Source organism: Puribacter membranae, assembly GCF_055380425.1.
Window position 1 is genome coordinate 1,855,446 of the sequence record NZ_AP040167.1, and the last position, 23,670, is coordinate 1,879,115.

A 23,670-nucleotide genomic window follows, 5' to 3' on the forward strand; every position below is an offset into this window, starting at 1 on the left:
AGCCGCATATTGAGCCACACTACTCTGCATACCAGCCGAGCATACCCACGCGGGGCTGATTTGGTGCGTCGGAGGTGTTATCATGCCGCTGGTGGGCGTTTGACAGTGCTTTGACTGCACGCATAACCACGCGCCACGCACCCGCATTATTTGAAGGATGTTCATGTCAGGCTCGTTTTGGCACGCCTTGGTGTTTGCCTTATCCGTCACATTGCCCAGCATTTTGCTGTTGGCGTTGGGTTATTTTTTGCGCCGCAGCGGGCAGGTGGATGCGCGTTTTTGCGATCAGGCGTCGAAAATCGTGTTTCGCTACTCCTTGCCCGCCCTGCTGTTCTTCAGCATTTATGGCAACAAGGTGGATTTTGGCTCGCAAATTCCGCTGATCGCTGCCGGCGCCGTCGCCAGTTTAATTCTGTTTTTCGGTGCGGAACTGATCGCCGCACGCACGCTCATGGCCGCCACCGACAAAGGCGTGTTTGTGCAGGGCGTGTACCGCGCGAATACGATGATTGCCGGACTGGCGTTCATTGCCAATGCGTATGGTGCCGAAGGCGTCGCCGTCGGCGCGGTTTATGGCGGCGCCATGACCTTGCTCTACAATGTATTGGCGGTGATTACATTGAACCAAAATGTGTCCGGTTCGCGCCGCGTGCAAGCGGGTTATTTTGCCAAGCAACTGTTGACCAATCCGCTGATCGTCGCCATTTTGCTCGCGCTGGCGGCCAAAGCCGTCGCGCTGCCGGTCTCGCCGCTGTTGGTACAAACCGGCGGTTATTTGTCGGCGGTGGCACTGCCTTTGGCCTTGATCTGCGCGGGCGCCACGTTGAATGTGCAATCGCTGTTCAGCGTGTCCAGTATCGCGCTCTGGGCCAGCATTGGCCGTCTGATCGCCGCGCCACTCATCGCCGTGTTGGTCGGACTGGCCTTTGGCTTGCAGGGTTTGAATATGGGCGTGCTGTTCATGATGATGGCCACACCGGTCGCCGCTGCGAGCTATGTCATGGCCAAAGCGATGGGCGCGAATGAAGTCGCCGCCGCCAATATCATCGGCATCACCACCGTGGGCGCCATGCCGGTCGCGGCAGGCGGTATTGCGCTGTTGCGCGCAGTGGGTTGGCTGTAATGTCCAAACTGCGCACCATCGCCATTCTCGGCCCCGAAAGCTCGGGCAAAAGCACGCTGTGCGCGCAATTGGCAACGCATCTGAATAGCGTTTGGGTGCGCGAATATGCGCGTGAATATGTCCCCGCGCGCGCTGGCGCATACGATGAGGCCGATCTGCTCGCGATTTTGAACGGACAAAACAGCCTGATTCACGCGGGTATCCTCGCCGCACAGCAGAGTGGCGCGTCGTACTTGATCGCTGATACCGAAGCCACCGTGCTGGCGGTCTGGGCGCAGGCGGCATTGGGCTATGTGCCGCCGGAAATCGAACACGCTTGCGCAACGCAAAGCTTCACCGATTATCTGCTGCTCGCGCCTGATTTGCCGTGGCAGGCCGACCCACTGCGCAGCGCGCCCGAACTGGCGCAGCGTCAGGCGATTTTTGTGCAATACGAAACTTGGCTGGCGCGCTACCGGCGCCCGTACACGGTGGTCAGCGGCCACGGCACAGCGCGTTTGCACAACGCGTTGCGTGCGTTGTCTCTATCGATTGTGCATGATTCAGCGCAGTGAAACACGATTGTGGAAATTTTGCGCCACCCTAAGGGCTTTTTGAAAAAAATTTGCCCATGCACCAAAAAAATGCGTTTTGACAATCACACGCTCATTCATCCACCGCTCGCACCAAACGAGCGCACAAGTTCTGAACCCAACGCATCCGATGCACCAGCGTAAAGCAAAAATACAATAAATTCAATCACTTACAAACACTATTCAACAGGCCGCTTGCTTTACAAGCGGATTTTTTTCACTCACACTTCGGCCATGTTTGCTCAAAATCAGCGACGGCGAGCCAAAAATGAACGCAAAAATGAATGCGAAGGTCTCGGCTCCAATGGTCTGCTTTTGGGTATGGCAACAGGTTCATTCATCAAATTGCAAAGCCTTACAGGAGAATGTGTATGAAACGTTATGGAATGCCTTTGGTATTGCTGCTGGCCACGGTGGCGAGCGGTGCTGCTTGGGCGCAAACTTCGACCGAGACGCCGCCCGCGCCGGAGACCATCAAAGCCGTGGTGGATTTCGCCGACACCGCCTTTATTTTGATCGCGTCCGCCTTGGTATTGCTGATGACGCCCGCGCTGGCCTTTTTCTACGGCGGTTTATCGCGCAGCAAAAGCGTGCTAAACACCATGATGATGTCGTTCGCCGCGATGGGCGTAATCACGCTGGTGTGGGTGGCGGTCGGTTACTCGATCGCGTTTGGCGACAATCCGATGGGCGCATGGTTCGGTAGTTTTCACAACGTCATGCTCGCGGGCATGGACAGCAGCAGCACCGCAACCACCTTTGACCCGACGCATTTGATTCCGAAATATGTGTTTGTGATGTTCCAAGCGACCTTCGCCATCATCGCCGCCGCGCTGATCAGCGGTGCGCTGGTCGATCGCATGAAATTCGGCGCATATTTGGCCTTTATCACGTTGTGGAGTATCTTTGTGTACAGCCCGGTGGCGCACTGGGTGTGGGATGCGTCCGGCTGGTTGTTCAATCTGGGTGCGCTGGATTTTGCGGGTGGCACGGTGGTTCACATCAACGCGGGTGTATCGGCGCTGGTGGCGGCAAAATTGCTCGGCCCGCGTTTGCAATCAACCCGCAACAGCGCGATTCCGCACAATATTCCGTTTGTGTTGCTCGGTGCAGGCTTGCTCTGGTTCGGCTGGTTTGGTTTTAACGCGGGCAGCGCCTTGAGCGCGAACGGCTCGGCAGGCTTGGCGATGCTGACCACGCAAGTGGCCACCGCCGCCGCCATGCTGGTCTGGTTGATCTGGGAACGCGCCACCGGCCACGCCATGAGCGCCGTGGGCGCCGCAACCGGCGCGGTGGTGGGTTTGGTCGCCATCACACCGGCCGCCGGATTGGTCAGCCCGGCGTATGCGATTTTGATCGGTGCGATTGGCGCGACGGCGAGCTTCTGGGCGGTACAAAACAAACGTCGGTTTAAAGTGGATGATGTATTGGACGTATTCGCCTGTCACGGCGTGGCGGGCATTGTCGGCGCGATTCTGACCGGCGCGTTTGCCTTCTCCACCGGTCAAGGCAAAGGCACGTTCGAGCAAGTCAAAATCCAATGTATCGGCGTGGGCGCAACCATTGTTTACGCGGCAATCGGCACATTTATCATCCTCAAACTGATTTCACTGGCGGGCGGTCTGCGCCTGACCAAAGACGAGGAAATGGAAGGCATCGACATCGTGTGTCACGAAGAATCGGCGTATACCAACAAATAACCCCTTGCAACTGCCGCACAAAAACGCCCTGTTGAAATAAACAGGGCGTTTTTATATCGAGTCATTAGGGTGCTTCGTAGAAAATATAAGAGGTTGAATAATCGCTGATCTCAAAATACACGCGACGCTCGCCCGGATCCACTTTGCCATTCAGATTCAGGTCAATCACGCCGTAGCCATAGCGATACGAACGCGCGCTGCCGTCGCTCGTGCCCATCGCGGTGGACATTTTGTCAATATTCATAAAGCGTTTGACCAAGGTATTGCCCGCATAGACTTCTAAAATACCGTTCGTCCCCGTCCAGTTTTGGATACTGCGGCCAATTTGGTTTTGCGTCTCCTGCGTACAGGCGCTGGCAAAGAGTAAAGGCGTGGCCAATACCATGACCCATTTAGATAATGTTTGCATTTTTCGCTCCTACGGCGTTTAATTCACAGACTGCACTGATTGGCGGCATTATAGTGCAAAGCCCACGGATTTTTTTGTGAAAGGACGTTTTATGCCACATTTGACTTTGATCGGTTCCTTGACCAGCCCGTATGTGCGCAAAATTCGGATTATGCTGACGGAGAAAAAGCTGCCCTACGACTGGATTTTAGACGATGTATGGGGACAAAATCCGCACGTCGCCGCGCACAATCCGCTTGGCCAAGTACCGTGCCTGCTGATCAACCAAAAAGACGCCGTGATTGACTCACGCGTCATCGCCGAATATCTGGAACTGCTCGCGCCCATGCACCTGCCGAGCGAACCCATGCAGCGCATCGAAGCGCTCAAATGGGCAGCGCTGACCGACGGCTTGATGGATGCGGCGGCCAAATACCGCGTGGAGCAACTGCGTCCCGGAGCCTTGCAATGGCCGGATTGGTTGACGCGGCAACGCGGCAAACTGCATGCCGGACTGAGCGTGATTGAAACGCAGCTCGCCACACATCCGTGGTTGGCCAACGATGCCTACAGCGTCGCCGATATTGGTCTGATGTGCGTGCTTAACTTCATTGATTTTCGTCAACCCGATTACGCATGGCGCACCGATTTTCCACACACGGCGCAATGGGAAGCACACTTGGCGAGCCAAGCGGCATTTGCCGAGAGCTTACCGCGCTGAAACAATATACTTATTAGGCATAAGTAAATACGTGTTGGTTGTTTAACACAGTTGACCGCCCATACAGGGAAAAAGCGCTGAAGAATCCCGACAAAAATAGTACAATATGACTTTCATTTATTTCTGTCGCGAATAAAAAAATGTCAAATATTTATTACGAAAAAGTGACCAGCGTGCACCACTGGAACGACACGCTGTTCAGCTTCACCTGCACCCGCGATCCGGGACTGCGCTTTATCAACGGCCAATTCGTCATGATCGGTCTGGAAGTCGAAGGCCGGCCGCTGATGCGCGCCTACTCGATTGTCAGCCCGAACTACGAAGAACAACTGGAGTTCTACTCAATTAAGGTACAAAACGGCCCGCTGACCTCGCGCCTGCAACACCTCAAGGTTGGTGACGAAGTATTGGTCAGCAAAAAAGCCACCGGCACGCTGGTACAAGACAACCTGCTGCCCGGTAAAAATCTGTATCTATTCTCGACGGGAACGGGCTTGGCGCCCTTCATGTCCATCATCCGCGATCCGGACGTGTACGAACGCTACGAAAAAATCATCCTGATCCACGGCGTGCGTTATGTAAGCGAGCTGGGCTACCACGACTACATCATGAAAGAATTGCCGAACAACGAATACTTCGGCGAAGAGATTCGTGAAAAATTGATTTACTATCCAACTGTCACACGCGAGCCGTTTTACAACCAAGGTCGCCTGACCGACTTGATTATCAGCGGCAAACTGACCGACGACATCGGCATGCCGCGCCTGAACCGCGAAACCGACCGCGTATTGATCTGCGGTTCGCCATCGATGTTGCAAAGCTGCTGCGATATGCTCAACGACATGGGCTTTACCGAATCGCCGCGCATGGGCGAGCCGGGCGACTACGCGATTGAGCGTGCGTTCGTTGAGAAATAATGGTTTGACCGCAAAAAAAGAGCCTGATGCTATCAGACTCAGATTGCTGACAAACCTTCTCAGTACTTAAAATTCGTACAAAATTCAAGAAAAATACCGTCATACCCGCGAAAGCGGGTATCCAGAATGCTAATAAAAGCAACCAGTTAGATTTATGACTGGATTCCCGCTTTCGCGGGAATGACGGAGCTTTAGTTTATAATAAGACTTTGCCAACAGCCTTAGCCTGATGCTATATCAGGCTCTTTTTTTGTCACTTCACATGAATCGTGGATTACGGTTTATCCGCTACCCACTGACGTATCATCCCCTCATCCAGCGCCTGCACCAGCGCACCGAGACGCAGACGGCTCATGACGTACTGCTGCTTGGCTGATTCGAGATTAATGCGCACTTGGGTGTTTTGGTTCTGCGCGTTGAGCACGTCCAGCACGGTGCGATGACCGACTTCTTGTCCGGTTTTGGTCGCGTCTAAACGCGCGGCGCTGGCTTTGAGCGCGGCGCTCAGGGCGCTCACTTGCAATTGTGCGGTTTGTGCGCCGAGCCATGCGGCGTTGATGTTTTGCGCGACGTGTTCCTGCGTGCGTTGTAAATCCATTTGCGCTTTTTTGAGCGCTGCTTGCGCTTCTTGGTACTTCGCGCTGTTGTAGCCGCCGGTGTACAGCGGTACAGTCAGTTGCACGCCGATCATGCTGTTGTTTTGTTGGTTTTTGGCTGCGCCATAGTCTCCATCGCCGCTGAGTTTTTGTCGACCGATTTGTCCAAGCAAATCTACGGATGCGGAAGCGCCGATCGCGTACTCCTGCGCTTTGGCCTGCGCATTGCGCACCGTCAATGCCTGCATCTGTATGTCCATATTGTTCTGCTGCGCTTTGGCTTGCCACACCGCGAGCGGCTCTAATTTGGGCAGGGGTTGGCGCAGTTGCAATGCGTTGGGCAAGGCGGCGGGGATGTGGCCAATGGCGTCTTGCAGCCGTTGTAATTTGATCTGTAAGTCGCTTTGCGCGCCGTAATGCGCCGCTTGGATTTCAGCCAGTTGCGCTTGGGATTCGTACACTTCGGTGATCGGCCGATTGCCAATGTCGAAGCGGTATTGCGCTTCCTCTGCCGAGCTTTGGGTGGATTTGAGCTGCGCACTGAGCAACTGCAATTTTTGCTGCGCCAGTTGTGCGTCAAAATAGCGTTCCGCCGTGCGCACGATAAGCGCTTGTTCCGCACCTTGACGTTGCAAATCGGTTATCTGCGCACCGAGTTTGAGCTGTTGGCTCTGCGCGCGCCGCGCCGGATTGAACAGCGGTTGTTTCGCGCTGACCGCCCATTGCGTCATCGTGCTGTTGCGGATGGATGTGTTGAAATCCGCCGCTTGATGGAGCATCCCCATGCTCGGTGCGGAAAACTGTGCTCCGGCGGTTTTCGTCTCATTGCTGGCTTTACCCGCCGATGCGATGAGCGCCACCTGCGGCCGCCATAGGCTGCTCGCCAGCGCGCGCAAAGCATCGGCGCTGTCCGTCAACGTGCTGGCGGATAGATACTCTTTATCATGCAATTTGGCTGAAGCGATGGCCTCAGACAAGCTCAAATCATCCGCATACGCCACGCCCGACCACACCAAGGTCAGCCCCAACACCAGTCGGCTCAAGCGAATAATCCCTACTGTTCGATTCGGCATATCGAGGTTCCTCACAACTGAATAATCGGGCTTTAGCAACCGCTAGGTACGCCCAGTTTGCGCAAAATCGTTTCCAGCAAACACCACTTCGTGAATGCGCTTTGCAATAAATTGGCACCGACAAAAGCGGTGAACCACAACCAGTTTTGACTCACGAAAATCGGGCTACTGGGCACGCCCAACGCCAAAGACAACAACACAAACAAACCACCGAACATCCGCACCATTTGCCATGAACGCATCTTTTTCTCCTTAAAAATCCATTAAATATCCGCATCCGCCACGACTTCGTATTTTTTGCGATACGCCACGTAATACAGCAGCGGAATCACCACCAGCGTCAAAATCGTCGATACAAAAATCCCGAAAATCAGTGAAATCGCCAAGCCGTTAAAAATCGGGTCGTCCAAAATGAAGAACGCGCCCATCATCGCCGCCAGTCCCGTGAGCATAATCGGCTGCGCCCGCGTGATCGCCGACTCGATGATGGCCTGCGCGAACGGCATACCCTGAGCGGTTTGCAAGCGAATAAAGTCCACCAGCAAAATCGAGTTGCGCACGATGATCCCCGCCAGCGCAATCATGCCGATCATGCTGGTCGCGGTGTACTGCGCACCCAGCAGCGCGTGTCCCGGCATCACACCGATGATGGTCAACGGAATCGGCGCCATGATAATCAGCGGGGTTAAATACGAGCCGAACTGCGCCACCACCAACAGATAAATCAAGATCAAACCGACACCGTACGCCAAACCCATATCACGGAAGGTTTCGTAGGTGATCTGCCACTCGCCGTCCCATTTGATCGAATAGCCGCGATAGGTATCGTCCGGCTGTCGGATGAAATAATCAGTCAATTGACCGCCATCGGGCGTGGTGATTTTGGCGATATCGCCGCGCATACCAAACATGCCGTACAACGGACTGTCGATTTTACCCGCCATATCACCGACCACGAAATTCACCGGTAGCAAATCTTTGTGGTAAATCGGCGCTTCGCGCAGCGTGTCGCTCACTTGGACCAACTCACGAATCGGCACGCTTTGCCCCTGCGCGTTGCGCACGGTCATTTGCAACAGCGCATCCAAATTGCCTTGCTTGTCCGCAGGCAATTGCAGCGTCACCGAATCGGGGTATTTGCTGTGGTTGCGCAAATACGTCGCCGCTTCGCCCGCCAAACCAGCGCGCAGCGTGCCGACGATGCTTTGTTGCGAAATCCCCAGCAGCGCGGCTTTACGGCGATCCACGGTCAGCACGGTGCGCGGCGCACTGGCCGGTGTGCTGTCATCCACATCGACCACGCTTTCGGTTTGGGCAAACACGGCTCGCACTTGTTTCGCCACCTGCGCGCGACCCGCATCATCCGGCCCGTATACCTCAGCCACGATCGGCGCGAGCACCGGCGGCCCGGGCGGTACTTCCACCACCTTCACATTCGCACCGTAACGCGCCCCGATTTTTTGCAATTCAGGCCGCAAGCGGGTGGCGATTTGATGGCTTTTTTCCGAGCGATGGTGTTTATCCTGCAAATTCACGATCAATTCACCGACCTCGCCGCCACTGCGCAGGTAATATTGACGCACCAAACCATTGAAATTGATCGGCGCGGCAGTGCCCGCGTAGGCTTGATAATTGGTCACTTCAGGCACCGTTCCCAGATACGCGCCCAATTCGTGCAACACCGCCGAGGTGTCTTCCAGCGCCGTACCCGCAGGCATATCGACCACGATTTGGAACTCAGATTTGTTGTCAAACGGCAGCATTTTCAATTGCACCAAACCCAACACTGGCAAAATCATCGACAGCGCAATCAAACCGAAAATTCCCAAGCCGAGTTTAAAGCGGTTCTTCGCGCCGTTTTTCACATCCAACAGCGGACGGAAGATTTTTTCAAACCACGGACGCAGCTTGTCCGACAATCCCGCATGATGCGACGGCTCTTTGTGCAGCCACAGACGTGCCATCCACGGCGTCACCACAAAAGCAATCGCCAGCGACAACAGCATGCCCATGCTCGCATTGATCGGAATCGGGCTCATATACGGCCCCATCAAACCACTGACGAACGCCATCGGCAGCAACGCGGCGATCACGGTCAAGGTGGCCAAAATGGTCGGGCCGCCGACCTCATCCACCGCGCGAGGAATGATTTTGTCTAGGATATTCTGGCTTCGGCCGGATGCTACCGCATCCTTAACATTGCTTTCACTCATTTCATGAGTAGCAATGTTAGCCTGCGCCGAAACGTGCATCGCCAAATGTCGATGCACGTTTTCCACCACCACAATCGCATCATCCACCAGAATCCCAATGGAGAAAATCAGTGCGAACAGCGACACGCGATTGAGCGTAAAGCCCCACGCCCACGAGGCAAACAACGTCGCCATCAGGGTCAGAGCAACCGCCGCACCGACAATCGCCGCCTCACGCCGACCGAGCGCAAAGTACACCAGCGCCACCACCGAGAGCGTGGCGAAAATCAGTTTCTGGATCAATTTCACCGCTTTATCGTTCGCGGTCGCGCCGTAGTTGCGCGTCTCAGCGACCGAGACATCCGCCGGAATCACGGTGTTATGTAGTTGCTCAACGCGACTCATGACTTGATTGGCCACATCAATTGCGTTCGCACCCGGCTTTTTCGTGATGCTCATGGTGACGGCGGGGTATTCGCCGAATGCCGCATTCGCCACGTTCGGGTCATACGCCGTTTGCCCGTACCACACATAATGCGACGGTGGCGGCGCACCATCGCGCACATTCGCTACGTCGCGCAAATACACGGGGTTACCGTTGGCAACGCCGACAATCAGCTCGGCGACATCCTGTGCATTGCGCAGATGCGCGCCGGTTTCGACATACACCGTTTGTTGACCGCCCAGCAGATTTCCAATCGGCGCCCCCATATTGGCCGACTGCAAAGCGCCGCGCACCGCGTTCACATCCACGCCGCTACCGGCCATGCGCGCCGCATCCAGCTCGACCATCACCGCGCGCCCGGGGCCGCCGATGGTTTTCACCTCGCGCGTCCCATTCACTCGCTTGAGTTCGGTTTCCAGACTGTTTGCGACCCGCTCCAATTCATGCACATCGGTCTGCGGATTTTTGCTGTACAAGGATAGGGTAACGATCGGTACGTCATCAATGCCTTTGGGCTTGACGATGGGCGGCAGCACGCCGAGTCCTTGCGGCAGCCAGTCGGTATTAGAATTAAGCGTGTCGTACAAGCGCACCAATGCTTCGGTGCGCGGCACACCGACTTTGTATTGCACGGTAATCACCGCCACGCCCGGATTGGACACCGACATGACGTGCTCAATATCGGCAATCTGCCCCAAAACTTGCTCGGCTGGCGTGGCAACCATGCGCTCAACGTCCTTAACCGACGCCCCGGGAAAAGGAATCAATACATTCGCCATGGTGACGTTGATCTGCGGCTCCTCTTCGCGCGGCGTGACCAGCACGGCGAACACGCCCAACAGCAGGGCGATCAAAGCCAGCAGCGGTGTGATTTGCGCACTTTGGAAAAACGCCGCAATCCGCCCCGACACGCCCATTTTTGGGTTCGGCTCAGGGGTTTGTGGGTGCATTTCTGTTTGACTCATGGTGACTTCCTTTTGAATGCACGAATGTTATTGACTCGCAGGCGCACGGGTTTCCGCATCGGATGCCGCAGCAGCGGAATGCGGATCCACAGCGATTTCGTCATCCGGCAGCAGCCCGCTCAACACCTGCACCTGCTCGCCCTGCGTTTGCCCCAAGCGCACTTGGCGCATGAGGAATACGCCTTGCGCCGATTTCACATACACCGCGTTGATTTCGCCACGGCGCAGCACGCTGGTGTTCGGAATCCAAAGCGACGCGGCATTCACTGCATTCGCCGCATCCGTTGATGGCGGCAGATCGACCCACACGCGGGCAAACGCACCCGGCACGAGGTCAATATTGGTTTGCTTGAGCGGCAATCGAATCGTGCCGCTGTGCGTGCGTGCATCCACCGCAGGCAGAATCTCCATCGTCGCCGGAACCAGCCATTGGTTTTCCTCGGTCATACCCGCCAGTTCCACTCGCGCCGTCATGCTTTTGCTCAGACGGGCCAATTGCGTTTGCGGCACTTGTGCGCTCACGCGCATCGCCGACGGGTCAAAAAGCTGCATCAGCGGCACACCCGGCAGCGCCATTTCACCTAATTTCGCGTTCACCTCGGTCACCACGCCGGAAAACGGCGCTTTGATGCTGAAATAGCCCGATTGCGCCGTGGCTGCGGCCAGTTGTACTTTCGCCTGCTCCAGCGCGGCTTTGCTGATGTAATTTTTGCGGTACAGCGCCTCTTGGCGCGCATACTCATTGCGCGCTGCCGCCGCAGCCTGCTCTGCCGCCATGCCGTCGATGCGCAACAGCAGTTGTCCTGCGCTCACGCGATCACCGGCACGCACGCGAATCTCCACCACGTTGCCCGCGACCTGCGCCGCAATCACGCTCTGCCGTACCGACTCGACCACGCCATCAAAACTGGCTTGATTCGTGTGCGCACCCGCAGTGACGTTGAGCGTGGCAATATGGCTCGTTTTGGCCGGCTCAAGCTGGGCCTCGGGTGCTTTTTTCCCCAAAAACCACCATGCGCCGAGCGCCAATATCACAACCCAAGCCACGGCCAAAGCCACCCACCACACTTTGCGATTTTGTTTCATAAGCCACCTCATTCAATCATTCAAATCATTATACACTATTTAATTAATTAGTTAATTAGTTGTTTTGCTATGATAAATAAGATTTGTTCAGACACGTTTTTCAGCAAATTCAGGTAAGATGAGCGCCATGAAAACGACCGCCAAAGAAATGACCCCCGCCACCATCCAAGCCGTCGCACGCTACTTCCATGTGCTGGCCGACCCGACGCGCCTGACGATTTTGAACGAACTGCGCCAATCCGAACGCAACGTCGGTGAATTGGCACAGCTTTGCGGCTACACGGCGGCCAATATTTCGCGACATCTGTCCCTACTGGCGCAGCAAGGCGTGGTCAGCCGAACCAGTCAAGGCAACAGCGTGTACTACCGCATTGCCGACGCGGCGGTGTACGAGCTGTGCGATGTGGTCTGCGGCAACATCGCCACGCATCTGCAAAAACAGCAGGAAGAGCAGCAAAACCTTTTGGCCGAAGTGAGTGGTCACCGCTGAGCCGACACGTTCGCTCACAGAGGAAACAAAAAAGCCCACGGCATGCGTGGGCTTTTTCACATAGTTAAAAATTACTTCTTATCCACCGGACACGTATTAATACCCAGCAATGAGTACAAAGCGCAACGGCTAAACACGCCGGTCAACAGGGGAACAATCCCGATATAACCCCATGCGCCGATGTTGCCAGTTGCCGCCAAAGCAATCAATACGATACCAATGACGATGCGCAATACTTTATCAATACCACCTACATTTGGACTCATAGCCTTCTCCTTTTTTCAAAAAATCATCAAACAAACTCAAGGCCTTACGCGACAATGGGCAGGATCACCGCAGTGTCAAGACCATTCTACCGCCAAAACCACACCATCAGTCAAAAGCGCTTCAACTTTGCGCACTGAATTCGGCAAACGCCGCCAACGCATTGGCCGCGTACATCAATGATGGGCCACCGCCGAGATACACCGCCATATTCAGCGTTTCGTTCAGCTCCTCCTTACTCGCGCCCAAACGCACCAAAGCCTTGACATGAAAACCAATGCAGCCGTCACAGCGTGTCGCCACCGCAATCGCCACGGCGATCAACTCCTTGGTTTTCTCATCCAACACATTGGTTTTGGTCGCAGCGCGTGCCAGTTCGCCAAAGGCTTTCATTACCTCCGGCGACTCTTGCCGAAACGGCGCCAACTGCTGATTAATCTCACTGGTCAGTTCACGATAAGACGGGATAGCCACACTAAGCTCCAAAACGAGTTGATTACGATATTTTTATATTAGCATAAGTTTATTCGATTTGGTTCTAAAAGAAAAAACCCCTTCGCGTCAGCAAAGGGGTTGTGTGTTCAATGGCGTTTTCCAACGCAACATGACCGACTATGGTGATTCGGGCGCCTCCAAAATCGCCAAAGCCTTTTGACAAATCTCAATCCAAAAGCCCTCATGCTGTATCCCCGAGGCCAAAACCAAATTCTGCAAAGCCTGTTTACGCGTCGGCTCAGCGCCCTGCTGACGGCTTAAATCACGCTGCTCAAATTCACGGTACAAGGCCAATTGCTCCTCGTGCAAGCGCAGGCGACGGCGCAGCTCCTGCACCAAACCCGTGGTTGAATCCGCATCCACGGAACCCAACACCGCTTCGGCACGCAGACGCACCATCAGCTCATTGCGCAGCGGCTGTGGATCCATGTTTGTGCCGACCCAGCGACTCAACTCATCCTGTCCCGCAGGCAAAATCTGATACGCGCGTTTGCGGCCACGCCCCGATTCGGCGGGCAATGAAGCGATCCAGCCGAGCGCCTCCATCCGCGCCAATTCGCGGTAGATTTGCTGATGCGTCGCGTGCCAAAAATAGCCGAGCGAGCGGTCAAAGCGCTGCGCCAAATCCGAGCCGGAGGCGGAGCGCCCGACGAGGGCGGTTAAGAGTGCGTGAGGTAAAGACATGGCGAAATTCTAAAGGACAGGATTTTTTTATGCAACCAGTTGCATAAAATAAAAAACCTCGCTATGATTTTGCAACCAGTTGCATAAAAATGCAAAGCACTAAAAATCATACCAATCATTGCAGAAGGAACGACCATGAGCCACTACCCACTACTCAATCGCCCGCTCGATCTGGGCTTCACCACCCTGAAAAACCGCGTCATTATGGGCTCCATGCACGTCGGGCTGGAAGAGGTTGAAAACGGTTTTGAGCGCATGGCCGCATTCTACGCCGAGCGCGCACGCGGCGGCGTCGGCCTGATGGTCACCGGCGGCATTGCGCCGAACGACCGCGCACGCCCCATGGCGGGCGGCGCGATGCTGACCACCGAGGAAGAGGCCGCACATCACCGCATCGTCACCGATGCCGTACACGCAGCGGGTGGCAAAATCGCCATGCAGATTTTGCACTTTGGCCGCTATTCCTACCAGCCGAATCTGGTCGCGCCGAGCGCCATCCAAGCGCCGATCAACCCGTTCGTACCGCACGAATTGACGAGCGAAGAAGTCGAGCAAACCATCACCGATTTCGTCAACTGCGCCGCGCTGGCACAAAAAGCCGGTTACGACGGCGTGGAAATCATGGGCTCGGAAGGCTACCTCATCAACGAATTCATCGCCGCGCGCACCAATCAGCGCACGGACGAGTGGGGCGGCACGTATGAAAACCGCATCCGCTTTCCGATCGAAATCGTGCGTCGCGTGCGTGAGCGCGTCGGTACGAATTTCATCATCATCTACCGTTTATCCATGCTCGATCTGGTTGAGGGTGGCTCTACTTTTGACGAAGTGGTGCAACTGGCCAAAGCCATCGAGCAAGTCGGCGCCACCATCATCAATACCGGCATCGGCTGGCACGAAGCGCGCATCCCGACCATCGCCACTGCCGTTCCGCGCGGCGCGTTTGCCTGGGTGACCAAACGCCTGATGGGTCAAGTAAACATTCCGCTGGTCGCGACCAACCGCATCAATACGCCCGAACTGGCCGAGCAATTGCTCGCCGACGGCACCTGCGACATGATCTCGATGGCGCGTCCGTTCCTCGCCGATTCGCAGTTCATGGTCAAAGCGCGCGAAGGCCGCGCCGACGAAATCAACACCTGCATTGGCTGTAACCAAGCGTGTTTGGATCACACCTTCGCGGGCAAAGTCACGTCCTGCTTGGTCAATCCGCGCGCCTGCCACGAAACGATTTTAGAAATCAAACCGACCGACACGCCGAAAAACATCGCCGTGGTCGGCGCGGGTCCCGCTGGTTTGGCCTTTGCCACCACCGCCGCCGAACGCGGCCACCGCGTCACCTTGATCGAAGCCTCGGACAAAATCGGCGGACAATTCAACATCGCCAAAAAAGTGCCGGGCAAAGACGAATTCAACGAAACCCTGCGCTACTTCGCGCGCCAAATCGAACTGCGCAGCGTGAATTTGCAACTGAACACCCGCGCCACCGTCGAGATGCTCACGCAAGGTCAATACGACGCCATCGTGCTCGCCACGGGCGTGGTTCCGCGCACACCGCCGATTGACGGCATTGACCACCCGAAAGTATTGAGCTATCTGGACGTATTGCGCGACGAGCAGCCCGTCGGCAAACGGGTCGCTATCATTGGCGCCGGCGGTATCGGCTTTGACGTGGGCGAATACATCACGCACCACAGCACCGACGACAATCCGGTGGAAGCGTTCTACACCGAATGGGGCGTGGACACGAGCTACGCGCAGGCGGGTGGTTTGCGCACGCCGCACGTTCCGACGCCACCGCGCCAAGTGCATTTGTTGCAACGCAAAGCCAGCAAGGTCGGCGAAGGACTGGGTAAAACCACCGGCTGGATACACCGTGCCTCGCTCAAAGCGCGTGGCGTCGATATGCAGTCCGCCGTGCAGTACGACCGCATTGACGACGATGGCCTGCACATCACCGTGGCGGGACAAGCGCACACCTTGCCGGTGGACAATGTGATTGTCTGCGCAGGGCAGGAGCCGCTGCGCGAATTGCAAGCAGGCTTGGAAGCCGCCGGTTGCACCGTTTACCTGATCGGCGGCGCGGATGTCGCGGCAGAGCTGGATGCGAAACGCGCGATCAAGCAGGGCACGGAGCTGGCTGCGAACTTCGATCTGGAGAAAAAAGACGACGCGCCTGCCAACAACGCACCCGCGTTGTCCAAACAATCCACCGTCAAAAACTTGCTCGCCAACGATGCCGCCAAAGCCATTTTGGAAAAACACCTGCCGGGCTTTTCCACGCACCCGCAGTTAGCCATGGCCGCCGAAATGCCGCTCGCAACCGTAGCGCAATTCGCACGCGGCTTGATCAGCGACGACGTGCTGAACGCCATTGACACCGAGTTGCAAGCTTTATCGCAAGCCTCGCCACAAGCGTCTCAAGCCGAAACAGCAGCAAAAACCTCGGCGTCCACCTCGGCATCGCAGACAGAAAGCAACGAATATTTCAGCCTCAGCGTGGAAGCAGGCGTCGCACATTTGCAACTGACCCGCGCCGACAAACTGAACACCATGACACCGCAGTTTTTCCCGCTGCTGCGCGACGCGGTACGCCAACTGGACGAGTCCGGCGAAACCCGCGCCTTGGTCATCAGCTCGACCGGCAAACATTTTTGCGCCGGCATGTCACTGGACGTATTCGCCGGTCTGGGCGAAGCATTCAGCACGCAAACGCCACGCGCGCGTTTCGGCTTTCAAAACGCCTTGTCGCAGTTAATGGACTGCTTCAATGTGCTTGAGCAAGCACGCTTCCCCGTCATCTGCGCGGTTCAAGGCGGCTGTATCGGTGGCGGTTTGGACTTGGCCGCTGCCTGCGACATTCGCGTATGCTCGGCAGATGCGTTTTTCTCGATTCAGGAAACGCAAATCGGCATGGTCGCGGATTTGGGCGTATTGCAACGCCTGCCGAAAATGATTCCGCTCGGCGTGGTACGCGAAATGGCCTACACCAGCGAACGCATGCCCGCCGAACGCGCCTTGTCCGTTGGGCTGGTCAACGCCGTTCTGCCCGACCATGACGCGCTGCTCGCGCACGCACTCAAACTGGCGCGCCGCATCGCCACCCAATCGCCCGCCGCCGTCGCCGGCTGCAAAACCGCGATCAACCACGCGCGCGATCACGGCGTGACCGAATCACTGCAACACATGGCCGTGCTGCAAAGTGCGATTTTTGATCCGGCGGAAATGGCCGAAGCCGTCGCCGCGTGGCAAGGCAAACGCGACGGGCAATTTGCACCCTTGACACCGTTGGCCGATCTGTATCACGCCGCCGCAGCGCAATCCGACGCAACGCAAGCCTCGCCAACACCCGCAGCAACGCCGCAAGCAGTGCCACAAGCAACCCAACCGAGCTATTCAATCGAATCCACCGTCCAAGATTTGCTCGACTATGCGCCAGCAAGTGCCTTACTCGAACAGCACCTGCCGGGTTTTTCCACGCACCCGCAGCTTGCAATGGCAAAGTCCATGTCATTGACCACGGTGGCGAAATTTTCCGGCGGGATGATTACCGATGAACTGCTACAAAAAGTGGATGCCGCACTCAAGGCGCTGTAAATGGTTGCTGTAAAAAAGATAGCGTGATCTGCATGAAAGCCAAACAGACGGCAGAAACACTGGCTTTGCTGGGCTTGTGGCCCGTACTGCTGCCACAAGCGCTGTACACACACGCGGTCACGCCTCGCTTACCCGAACCGGACGGTGCGCGCGAGGGGCAATGCGGCGACAGCGCCAAACCGCCGCTGCGCCTGCTGATCGCGGGTGACTCCGCCGCAGCGGGCGTGGGCGTGGCGCATCAAGATCAAGGCTTGTGCGGACGACTGGTGAATGTCTTGGCCGATGACTTTCATCTGACGTGGCAACTGACCGCACAATCCGGTTACACCACGCCGGATTTACTGCGTCGGCTACACGACATCCCCGCACAAACATTCGATGTCGCCGTATTGTCCATGGGCGCGAACGACGTTCTCTCGCGCCGACGGTGTACCACGTGGATCGCGCAACAAACCGAGCTGATCGAATTGCTGCGCAGCCGTTTTGGCGTGCAGCACATTGTATTTTCCGCTGTGCCGCCGCTGCATGCGTTTCCGGCTTTGCCGCAACCCTTGCGCTGGTTTTTGGGACTGCGCGCGCAGAATTTCAACGCTGCGTTAGCCAATCTACTGCAAACCCATCCCGAGCATCAATTGTTTCAAATGCAATTTGTTCAAAGGGAAAGCGTGCTCGCATCAGATGGCTTTCACCCGGGCTGGGGCACGTATTTGTATTGGGGCTACGAGGTGGCACAGCGCATCAAGCGCTGGTATTCCAATTCAATCAACTGAACCGGCTTATTCTGCACGTATTGCACGCGCATTACGGCTTGATGGACATAAAAAAATCCCAGTCGTTTGACTGGGATTTTTTGAATTTGGTGCGAGGGAGGGAATCGAATTATCCTCTGAAAACCTTATAAATAGGCAATGTTAATTTTTAAAACTGAAATCTGATACACAATCTGATACACACTTTTAAAAATGGGTAGGCAATTTCACCCAAAACCCGACTTCTACCACCCAAAAAAACAGGTGAACAAAAACACCTTCACCACGTCTAAAGATTATCCAAAAAGCAACAATCTAATTCCAAGGTAAAACATGGGTTCGATTCCCTTTTAGGAGATAGAACCCACCACGGCCACCCAAACCCAGTTTTTTCATCGTCACGCACGCCCAAAACCCACCCAAAAACCGCAACACCTCTAAAACCCGCACCAATTCAGTATTTAGATACACAAACCCAGTAAAGTTCACGGTTGGAATGAAGCGAAACGATAAAAACCCAGTTAATTAGCGGCTTCCAGCGGTATTGTGCCTTTTGATACTTGTTGCCCTTGGCTACTTACATTTTTTTTTCGTGTCAGCGTGTCAAACTCAAAAATCGGGCTGTAACCCGCGCCAATACTGGGATTTTTTGACACGATTTTTTTCGTGTCGTAAAAAATGATTTTCGTGTATCGTGTCAAATTATGGCCGTCGGATAGACAACTGGGGCTTGAATTTCACAGATTTTGGAATTGGTGAAATCTACGAAATAGAACCCCCGATTGCTTATCTAAAACCATCACATCCAACTGCTACACACCCATATCACCCATACAGAAAAACGCACCCATTGGATGCGCTTTTGTCTATGGCGATACTGACCACGCTACTCAATAACCGCCGTCTTGAATAAATAACATCGTTGTGTACGGTCAGAGGCGGGCAAACGACGCGATACAGTGAACTCCTTGCCACCGCTACTACCCTCAATAACGCCACGGTCTAACAACAGCCGCGCCACTGTTTTAGGCTTGAAGCCTTTGCATATTTCCTGTTCAAACACTTCACGCATCACAAACCAATTCAAAAAACAGTTGTCCGAGTTTTCCACCCATTCACCATCTTCTTTCTTGTAGGTCTTGGCTGGCTTTCCTTCGCTGTCCACCAGTCGCTTATAGCCTGCCATGTTTGAGGTTTTCGGGGAATGGTCATCCATCACCCTGTGCCACCATTCAAAACGTGAGTTTTGATGCGATTCAAACCACGCCCGCACCTGTGCCAAGGCCTTGGCTTCCTCCGAGTTGCCCGCACCGCCACGCTCGTTCAACCAATCTTCAAAGCACATAAACGCCGCCACCTCGGCTTCTCCTTGTTTCCAGCCGGTCACACCCGCGCGCGTCGCCAATTCACCCGCCACGGCCACCAATGCAAAGCGCTGCACCACCCGCGCCACCTGACCATGCGCGCCCGCCGGTGTCCAGTCCTTTGCCAATCGCTCAATATCGGCGCGTATGGTGTCCCTGATCGTGTCCAATTGCGGCTGTAACCATTCGATGAAAGCCACGCCCGCCGTGCCATAGTAACGCCGTGTCACTTGTTTCAGGCGGTCACTCATGGCCGCACCCTCTGCACCGCTGTACCGTTCAAATATACTGCCTTGCCCGCCGTCCGCTTCGTTCACATTCGCACGGATATTCACCAGCCGCGTTTCCTGCCCCGCTTTGATCGACTTGCCCACCTCATACAGAATGTCATTCAGGCTCTTTTCCCCGCTGGACAGATACATTAAACGCCATTCCAGCACGGGACGCACGCCCGCACCGGCACGCAAGCCACGACCTTTACCCATCTCATTGCCGAGCATATACACCACTTCGCCAATGGTGCGCGGGTCAGATACTTGGCCGATTTCATCTAATATGTAAGAATTAATCGGGTTGTTTACAGTTTGTTTGATAAAAGTAATTTTGTAGTATCTCGTAGGGGGTTAAGTTATTTAATGATTTGTGAGGTTTAACGGTATTGTAAAAGTTAATGAAGCGATTAAGTTCAATTTGTCGGTGCAACGGGTCTTTAAATTGAATTTTCTCGTGCCACATTTGCATCAAGGTACGAATGACTCGCTCAGCTTTGCCATTGGTTTGAGGTCTGGCGATGCGAGTAAAGCGCTGCCCGATGTTGTGCTGTGCGCAGGCTTGAACAAATGCGTGATGGGGTGTACCTCTATACTCCTTGCCGTTGTCTGAGTAAATGTAGTCTATCTCATAAGGGCATTGAGCCAGCAGATGTTCCATCAGGAACTGCGCAGAACTGAATTGGGTTTTATCGGGCAGGATGGCGGCGTAGAGTTCGCGCGAGTAGTCGTCTATCGCGACGAACAGATATTCGCGAGGTTGCGTGTTGTTTTGCCCTTTGATTAGGGGCAGACGTTTGGTGTCAACATGTACCATTTCGCCGGGATAGGATTTGTTATACCTTTGAGCTTCACGCTTGAGTCGAGCTTGGATACTCAACTCAATTTTAGCCAATCGTTTAAGCCCATATTGGATCGAACGATAGCGAGCATTGGTGCTGTCGCTCGGTGCAAATTGTTGTAAACGCGCTTTTTTCAGCGCTGAATAGATGGTAGGGCGACTTACTCGGTAGTGTTCTGCCAAGTGCGTCACCTTCCATTGTCGACCTTGATATAAGCGCCATATTTCCTCTCGGTCTAACGGGGTTAGGCGGACTCGTTTGTGCATATTCATTTCAGTATTTTCTCCGAAAATACTGTAAACAACGCGTTAATTTTTTACATCAATACCAGCAGGGTATCGCTGTACTGCGCCGCTGTGGATTCAATCGCCGTACTGGTGTTATTCCACGTTCTCATGAATTTATGCGAGCCAAATACCGACGATGCGACGTATAGCATGGTGGATTTACCGATCGAACTATCCCCGACAAAGTGAAAGCCTCCCGATTGAATCCCCGTCGGTTGTAGTAGCACACCGGCAAAGGCACAGGCAATGGCAAACACCACGCGCGAATTGCCCACACAGTGCGCGGCTACGTGTTCCTGCCATTCGGCCAACGTACCCGATTGCGTAAAGGGTGAACGGCCACCCACATCGGACTGAAACAAAATGCGTTCTTCATCCGTTTCCCCTATGGTGCGGTCAGGCAAGACAAACGCCCCATCAAACCAGCCCACGCGCTCGGTACAACGGGCGTAAGTGTCAACAACACAACCGCGTATATAACGAATCAATAAAGGCCGCACTTCATGATTCGGGTTCATATCCAGCCCCATATCGAAAAGCCGTTCACGAACAGAAACAGCGTCACCGGCCAGCATCCTCGATGGCATAGCCCACTTTTTTGCAGTCCCCAAAGGATCGTCAAACTCCAAGACATAGCCCCAGCCATTTTCATCTTCACCGCGCACCTTCGCCGTAACCCGCAATGGCGTACAAATCCACAGAGGTTTTTTGGCCTCACCCTTGTTGTCTAACCCATGATACCAAACCCCCTTATCGTCACAGGTGAAATGCGAACCTCCGACAAAGCGGCCATTACTGCCACGGCCTGCGCTGGCTACGCCGCTTTTTGCTTCGTCCGAGGCATTGGCCTTGGTTTCGCTTTTGGGCGTGCGTGGTGGGCTTTCCTGCGGTTCTGTGGACGTGCCAGACGGTGACACATTGGCCGCCTCTGCATAGGCTTCTACGGGAATAGCGTCATCGGTGTGCGTCGGTTCAGTCTGTGCAGGGGAGGGCGTGGACGATGGCGCGGGGGCAGGTACAAACTCATCCAGACAGGCCATAATCTGCGCCTTGACCGCTTCAAGACCCGCATCACCCAAACGCACGCCCAAATCGTTAAAATCCGATTCATCCGCTTCCAACCCCTCAGGAATGCACACCATCGCACCGACCAGCGCCGCCGCTTTGTGCGCCGCCTCCACGCCGGTATTGTGGCCGGTCTTGGCTTCGGTTTCGGTGTCGTTATCCGCACCGATCAATATCCGCGCCGCTGGGTAGGATTGTCGTAACAATTGCGCTAATCGCCTCCGACAAATCAAAAGCATCATCCACCAGCCGCGATATAAACGTTTTCAATATGGCCGCATCATCTACCGACAAACGCACCTCTGAAAAATCCCCCGTGGACAGCATCGGATAACGACGCGCCAAAATCAATACAGGGTCATCGTTATCTAAACGCTTTGACCGCGCTACAAATGAATCCAAAGACACAGACGAACAACCCCGTAACACAGCACCAAAATCACGCATAATAAATCCTTTCAACTCAAACCCGCACCAACGCGGTGTGAATGTAATTCCATGGGGAAGGCGGAGGATTCACACCATCACCCACGCCCACCCATTGCCAATAGTCCGATTTACGCCGCATCGTTCGCCCCCTTTGCTTCATCACGCAATTTCGGGGCAAGATAGTCCATCGGGTCAGCAATCCACCGGCGAACCTCACCCGCGTCCCACATGGTGCATCGCACGCTGAACCGAATCGGCGGCGGGGCTTTGCCCTCATGCGACAATTTCCGCCACGTCTCACGGCTCACCGGCAAAAACTTGGCGAACTGTTTCCAGCGCAGTTTCCCCACGGTGGGCAATTCGTTAATATCCACGTTATACGTCTTCATCTAAAAAGCCTTTCAATTGGTTTACGAAAGTAACGCCGTGCGTCACGGGGCGAATGGTGCTTGATTGCCTAAAACCGCTCCACCCGCTATTTTGCACTTAGCCAAACACCTGATTTTGTAAGGGTTGCCGCGCTACGGGCGAATCTTTGCACTGGTGGCAAAAGATTACCCCCCCGCAAAAAATAAACTACGCGCAAACCCTGATTCTGTGGGCTATAATGGGCAATATGTGGGGATTGTGAAAGGGCGTGCGTATGGAAAATGAGGAAGAAAAGGACTGGATTGCGAAGCTCAAAAAATTCAAGCTATCACATCTATTAAATCCATCTTCTATTGTTATCGGTGCATCAATTTTGGCTTGTATGCTGGCACTAAGTGACCCATGGCAGGGCTTTGATCATTTTCTGACATCAGGCTTGATTTACTTTGGTTTGATGTTCGTTGTATTCATTGTTATCAGTCCTTTACTATTCCCGATTGCCTTAGCGATAGGGGCGGCAGAAGGTATATTTGACGCATTCAAATCAAAATCAGATTAATTAAGGCCGACCATTTTTTAACCATGTCCAAACGCAAAAAGCACCGCAAACACGAATACACCCCACCCGAACAAGACAAGCCTTTAGCGGCCGCTCAAATCATTACCGCATCGGCAATGGCCGCCGTATGGTTTGGTGGGGCTTGGTACTACGCCGGTGGCTCGTGGGGGCTGTGGTTTATTCTGGTGATTGTCTTGATGCCCTTCATGTATCTATTCACGCCAATCTTTGCGGCCATCGGCTTAATCATCACCATCATCATAGAATCACTCAGCCGGAAATTGGCCGCATCTCGCAAAGTTCAACACATCAACACCTCACGCCCCTACGACCTCGCAGAGATTCGCCAAAAGGCTCGACAGGCCGCCGGACTGTCCGACGAAGCCTAATACCACGAGGCCAGCCGCAAACTAAACTGATTCAGCGGCC

Annotated in this window: 23 protein-coding genes and 1 pseudogene; 11 read left to right on the plus strand and 13 right to left on the minus strand. The window is 54.7% G+C overall.

Annotated features, from left to right (window positions below):
• The first annotated feature begins 163 nt into the window (after positions 1-163).
• From ACZ41M_RS08960 to ACZ41M_RS08970, 3 genes are all read left to right on the plus strand, one after another.
• Positions 164-1,123 (plus strand): AEC family transporter, encoded by a 960-nt coding sequence (locus ACZ41M_RS08960; protein ID WP_464731494.1) that lies wholly within the window; start codon positions 164-166, stop codon positions 1,121-1,123.
• The gene (locus ACZ41M_RS08965) at positions 1,123-1,677 is read left to right on the plus strand and encodes an AAA family ATPase (RefSeq protein WP_464731493.1); all 555 of its coding nucleotides are present in this window, start codon (positions 1,123-1,125) and stop codon (positions 1,675-1,677) included. Before ACZ41M_RS08960 ends, ACZ41M_RS08965 begins: the two co-directional genes overlap by 1 nt.
• Before the next feature lie 389 nt (positions 1,678-2,066).
• Entirely contained in the window at positions 2,067-3,395 is a 1,329-nt protein-coding gene (locus tag ACZ41M_RS08970; RefSeq protein ID WP_464731492.1) for an ammonium transporter, read from the plus strand.
• 64 nt (positions 3,396-3,459) lie between these two features.
• Here the strand turns inward: ACZ41M_RS08970 and ACZ41M_RS08975 are convergent, their stop codons facing one another.
• A complete protein-coding gene (locus ACZ41M_RS08975) occupies positions 3,460-3,804 on the minus strand; it encodes a hypothetical protein (protein ID WP_464731491.1) in 345 nt (114 codons plus the stop codon).
• Between the two features lie 91 nt (positions 3,805-3,895).
• Here ACZ41M_RS08975 and ACZ41M_RS08980 point away from each other — a divergent pair, with 91 nt between their 5' ends.
• Together ACZ41M_RS08980 and ACZ41M_RS08985 are read left to right on the plus strand one after the other, a co-directional pair.
• Positions 3,896-4,504, plus strand: coding sequence for a glutathione S-transferase N-terminal domain-containing protein (locus ACZ41M_RS08980; protein ID WP_464731490.1), 609 nt, complete (start codon positions 3,896-3,898; stop codon positions 4,502-4,504).
• Positions 4,505-4,644: 140 nt separating this feature from the next.
• A complete protein-coding gene (locus tag ACZ41M_RS08985) occupies positions 4,645-5,421 on the plus strand; it encodes a ferredoxin--NADP reductase (RefSeq protein WP_464731489.1) in 777 nt (258 codons plus the stop codon).
• Positions 5,422-5,695: 274 nt separating this feature from the next.
• On the opposite strand, the gene ACZ41M_RS08990 is transcribed toward ACZ41M_RS08985, so the two are convergent.
• Genes ACZ41M_RS08990 through ACZ41M_RS09005 form a run of 4 tightly spaced genes read right to left on the minus strand, consistent with a single transcriptional unit; the run spans position 5,696 to position 11,778 of the window.
• Positions 5,696-7,090: a TolC family protein gene (locus tag ACZ41M_RS08990; RefSeq protein ID WP_464731488.1), complete on the minus strand. Its 1,395-nt coding sequence runs from the start codon at positions 7,088-7,090 to the stop codon at positions 5,696-5,698.
• A gap of 32 nt (positions 7,091-7,122) precedes the next feature.
• Positions 7,123-7,332, minus strand: a complete 210-nt coding sequence (locus ACZ41M_RS08995; RefSeq protein WP_464731487.1) for a YgaP family membrane protein — start codon at positions 7,330-7,332, stop codon at positions 7,123-7,125.
• A gap of 21 nt (positions 7,333-7,353) precedes the next feature.
• Complete coding sequence (locus ACZ41M_RS09000) at positions 7,354-10,692, minus strand: efflux RND transporter permease subunit (RefSeq protein ID WP_464731486.1); 3,339 nt, start codon at positions 10,690-10,692, stop codon at positions 7,354-7,356.
• A gap of 27 nt (positions 10,693-10,719) precedes the next feature.
• Complete coding sequence (locus tag ACZ41M_RS09005) at positions 10,720-11,778, minus strand: efflux RND transporter periplasmic adaptor subunit (RefSeq protein ID WP_464731485.1); 1,059 nt, start codon at positions 11,776-11,778, stop codon at positions 10,720-10,722.
• A 127-nt stretch (positions 11,779-11,905) separates the two neighbouring features.
• Here ACZ41M_RS09005 and ACZ41M_RS09010 point away from each other — a divergent pair, with 127 nt between their 5' ends.
• Positions 11,906-12,268, plus strand: a complete 363-nt coding sequence (locus ACZ41M_RS09010) for an ArsR/SmtB family transcription factor (RefSeq protein ID WP_464731484.1) — start codon at positions 11,906-11,908, stop codon at positions 12,266-12,268.
• A 71-nt stretch (positions 12,269-12,339) separates the two neighbouring features.
• Here ACZ41M_RS09010 and ACZ41M_RS09015 read toward each other — a convergent pair whose 3' ends face one another.
• From ACZ41M_RS09015 to ACZ41M_RS09025, 3 genes are all read right to left on the minus strand, one after another.
• Positions 12,340-12,534 carry a YgaP family membrane protein gene (locus ACZ41M_RS09015; protein WP_464731483.1) on the minus strand — a complete coding sequence of 65 codons (195 nt, stop codon included), beginning with the start codon at positions 12,532-12,534 and terminating at the stop codon, positions 12,340-12,342.
• A 121-nt stretch (positions 12,535-12,655) separates the two neighbouring features.
• A complete protein-coding gene (locus tag ACZ41M_RS09020; protein ID WP_464731482.1) occupies positions 12,656-13,006 on the minus strand; it encodes a carboxymuconolactone decarboxylase family protein in 351 nt (116 codons plus the stop codon).
• Between the two features lie 138 nt (positions 13,007-13,144).
• Positions 13,145-13,711 carry a PadR family transcriptional regulator gene (locus ACZ41M_RS09025; RefSeq protein WP_464731481.1) on the minus strand — a complete coding sequence of 189 codons (567 nt, stop codon included), beginning with the start codon at positions 13,709-13,711 and terminating at the stop codon, positions 13,145-13,147.
• Positions 13,712-13,846: 135 nt separating this feature from the next.
• Between ACZ41M_RS09025 and ACZ41M_RS09030 the strand changes: the two are divergent.
• The 3 genes and pseudogenes from ACZ41M_RS09030 to ACZ41M_RS09040 all read left to right on the plus strand — a co-directional run.
• Positions 13,847-15,859, plus strand: a pseudogene (locus ACZ41M_RS09030) (oxidoreductase); the annotation flags it as partial.
• Positions 15,860-16,021: 162 nt separating this feature from the next.
• Entirely contained in the window at positions 16,022-17,308 is a 1,287-nt protein-coding gene (locus ACZ41M_RS09035; RefSeq protein ID WP_464737503.1) for an enoyl-CoA hydratase-related protein, read from the plus strand.
• Between the two features lie 32 nt (positions 17,309-17,340).
• Positions 17,341-18,078, plus strand: a complete 738-nt coding sequence (locus ACZ41M_RS09040; protein ID WP_464731480.1) for an SGNH/GDSL hydrolase family protein — start codon at positions 17,341-17,343, stop codon at positions 18,076-18,078.
• Positions 18,079-18,943: 865 nt separating this feature from the next.
• On the opposite strand, the gene ACZ41M_RS09045 is transcribed toward ACZ41M_RS09040, so the two are convergent.
• The 5 genes from ACZ41M_RS09045 to ACZ41M_RS09065 all read right to left on the minus strand — a co-directional run bounded on the left by ACZ41M_RS09045 (position 18,944) and on the right by ACZ41M_RS09065 (position 22,702).
• On the minus strand, positions 18,944-20,023 hold the full coding sequence (locus tag ACZ41M_RS09045) for a DUF927 domain-containing protein (protein WP_464737504.1): 1,080 nt from the start codon (positions 20,021-20,023) through the stop codon (positions 18,944-18,946).
• Positions 19,986-20,804: an integrase core domain-containing protein gene (locus tag ACZ41M_RS09050; protein WP_464730411.1), complete on the minus strand. Its 819-nt coding sequence runs from the start codon at positions 20,802-20,804 to the stop codon at positions 19,986-19,988. The genes ACZ41M_RS09045 and ACZ41M_RS09050 overlap by 38 nt, the downstream gene beginning before the upstream one ends.
• 44 nt (positions 20,805-20,848) lie before the next feature.
• Positions 20,849-22,090, minus strand: a complete 1,242-nt coding sequence (locus ACZ41M_RS09055; protein ID WP_464731479.1) for a DUF927 domain-containing protein — start codon at positions 22,088-22,090, stop codon at positions 20,849-20,851.
• On the minus strand, positions 22,041-22,331 hold the full coding sequence (locus ACZ41M_RS09060; protein WP_464731478.1) for a hypothetical protein: 291 nt from the start codon (positions 22,329-22,331) through the stop codon (positions 22,041-22,043). Before ACZ41M_RS09060 ends, ACZ41M_RS09055 begins: the two co-directional genes overlap by 50 nt.
• 110 nt (positions 22,332-22,441) lie before the next feature.
• Complete coding sequence (locus ACZ41M_RS09065) at positions 22,442-22,702, minus strand: helix-turn-helix transcriptional regulator (protein WP_464731477.1); 261 nt, start codon at positions 22,700-22,702, stop codon at positions 22,442-22,444.
• A gap of 254 nt (positions 22,703-22,956) precedes the next feature.
• Between ACZ41M_RS09065 and ACZ41M_RS09070 the strand changes: the two genes are divergently transcribed.
• Positions 22,957-23,241, plus strand: coding sequence for a hypothetical protein (locus tag ACZ41M_RS09070; protein WP_464731476.1), 285 nt, complete (start codon positions 22,957-22,959; stop codon positions 23,239-23,241).
• 23 nt (positions 23,242-23,264) lie between these two features.
• Complete coding sequence (locus ACZ41M_RS09075) at positions 23,265-23,630, plus strand: hypothetical protein (protein WP_464731475.1); 366 nt, start codon at positions 23,265-23,267, stop codon at positions 23,628-23,630.
• Positions 23,631-23,670: the final 40 nt, after the last annotated feature.

Bases quoted from the DNA above. Each gene is read 5' to 3' on its own strand.
- ACZ41M_RS08960 (WP_464731494.1), top strand. From the start codon at position 164: ATGTCAGGCTCGTTTTGGCACGCCTTGGTGTTTGCCTTATCCGTCACA.
- ACZ41M_RS08965 (WP_464731493.1), top strand. From the start codon at position 1,123: ATGTCCAAACTGCGCACCATCGCCATTCTCGGCCCCGAAAGCTCGGGC.
- ACZ41M_RS08970 (WP_464731492.1), top strand. From the start codon at position 2,067: ATGAAACGTTATGGAATGCCTTTGGTATTGCTGCTGGCCACGGTGGCG.
- ACZ41M_RS08975 (WP_464731491.1), bottom strand. From the start codon at position 3,804: ATGCAAACATTATCTAAATGGGTCATGGTATTGGCCACGCCTTTACTC.
- ACZ41M_RS08980 (WP_464731490.1), top strand. From the start codon at position 3,896: ATGCCACATTTGACTTTGATCGGTTCCTTGACCAGCCCGTATGTGCGC.
- ACZ41M_RS08985 (WP_464731489.1), top strand. From the start codon at position 4,645: ATGTCAAATATTTATTACGAAAAAGTGACCAGCGTGCACCACTGGAAC.
- ACZ41M_RS08990 (WP_464731488.1), bottom strand. From the start codon at position 7,090: ATGCCGAATCGAACAGTAGGGATTATTCGCTTGAGCCGACTGGTGTTG.
- ACZ41M_RS08995 (WP_464731487.1), bottom strand. From the start codon at position 7,332: ATGCGTTCATGGCAAATGGTGCGGATGTTCGGTGGTTTGTTTGTGTTG.
- ACZ41M_RS09000 (WP_464731486.1), bottom strand. From the start codon at position 10,692: ATGAGTCAAACAGAAATGCACCCACAAACCCCTGAGCCGAACCCAAAA.
- ACZ41M_RS09005 (WP_464731485.1), bottom strand. From the start codon at position 11,778: ATGAAACAAAATCGCAAAGTGTGGTGGGTGGCTTTGGCCGTGGCTTGG.
- ACZ41M_RS09010 (WP_464731484.1), top strand. From the start codon at position 11,906: ATGAAAACGACCGCCAAAGAAATGACCCCCGCCACCATCCAAGCCGTC.
- ACZ41M_RS09015 (WP_464731483.1), bottom strand. From the start codon at position 12,534: ATGAGTCCAAATGTAGGTGGTATTGATAAAGTATTGCGCATCGTCATT.
- ACZ41M_RS09025 (WP_464731481.1), bottom strand. From the start codon at position 13,711: ATGTCTTTACCTCACGCACTCTTAACCGCCCTCGTCGGGCGCTCCGCC.
- ACZ41M_RS09035 (WP_464737503.1), top strand. From the start codon at position 16,022: ATGCCGCTCGCAACCGTAGCGCAATTCGCACGCGGCTTGATCAGCGAC.
- ACZ41M_RS09040 (WP_464731480.1), top strand. From the start codon at position 17,341: ATGAAAGCCAAACAGACGGCAGAAACACTGGCTTTGCTGGGCTTGTGG.
- ACZ41M_RS09050 (WP_464730411.1), bottom strand. From the start codon at position 20,804: ATGAATATGCACAAACGAGTCCGCCTAACCCCGTTAGACCGAGAGGAA.
- ACZ41M_RS09060 (WP_464731478.1), bottom strand. From the start codon at position 22,331: ATGCGTGATTTTGGTGCTGTGTTACGGGGTTGTTCGTCTGTGTCTTTG.
- ACZ41M_RS09065 (WP_464731477.1), bottom strand. From the start codon at position 22,702: ATGAAGACGTATAACGTGGATATTAACGAATTGCCCACCGTGGGGAAA.
- ACZ41M_RS09070 (WP_464731476.1), top strand. From the start codon at position 22,957: ATGGAAAATGAGGAAGAAAAGGACTGGATTGCGAAGCTCAAAAAATTC.
- ACZ41M_RS09075 (WP_464731475.1), top strand. From the start codon at position 23,265: ATGTCCAAACGCAAAAAGCACCGCAAACACGAATACACCCCACCCGAA.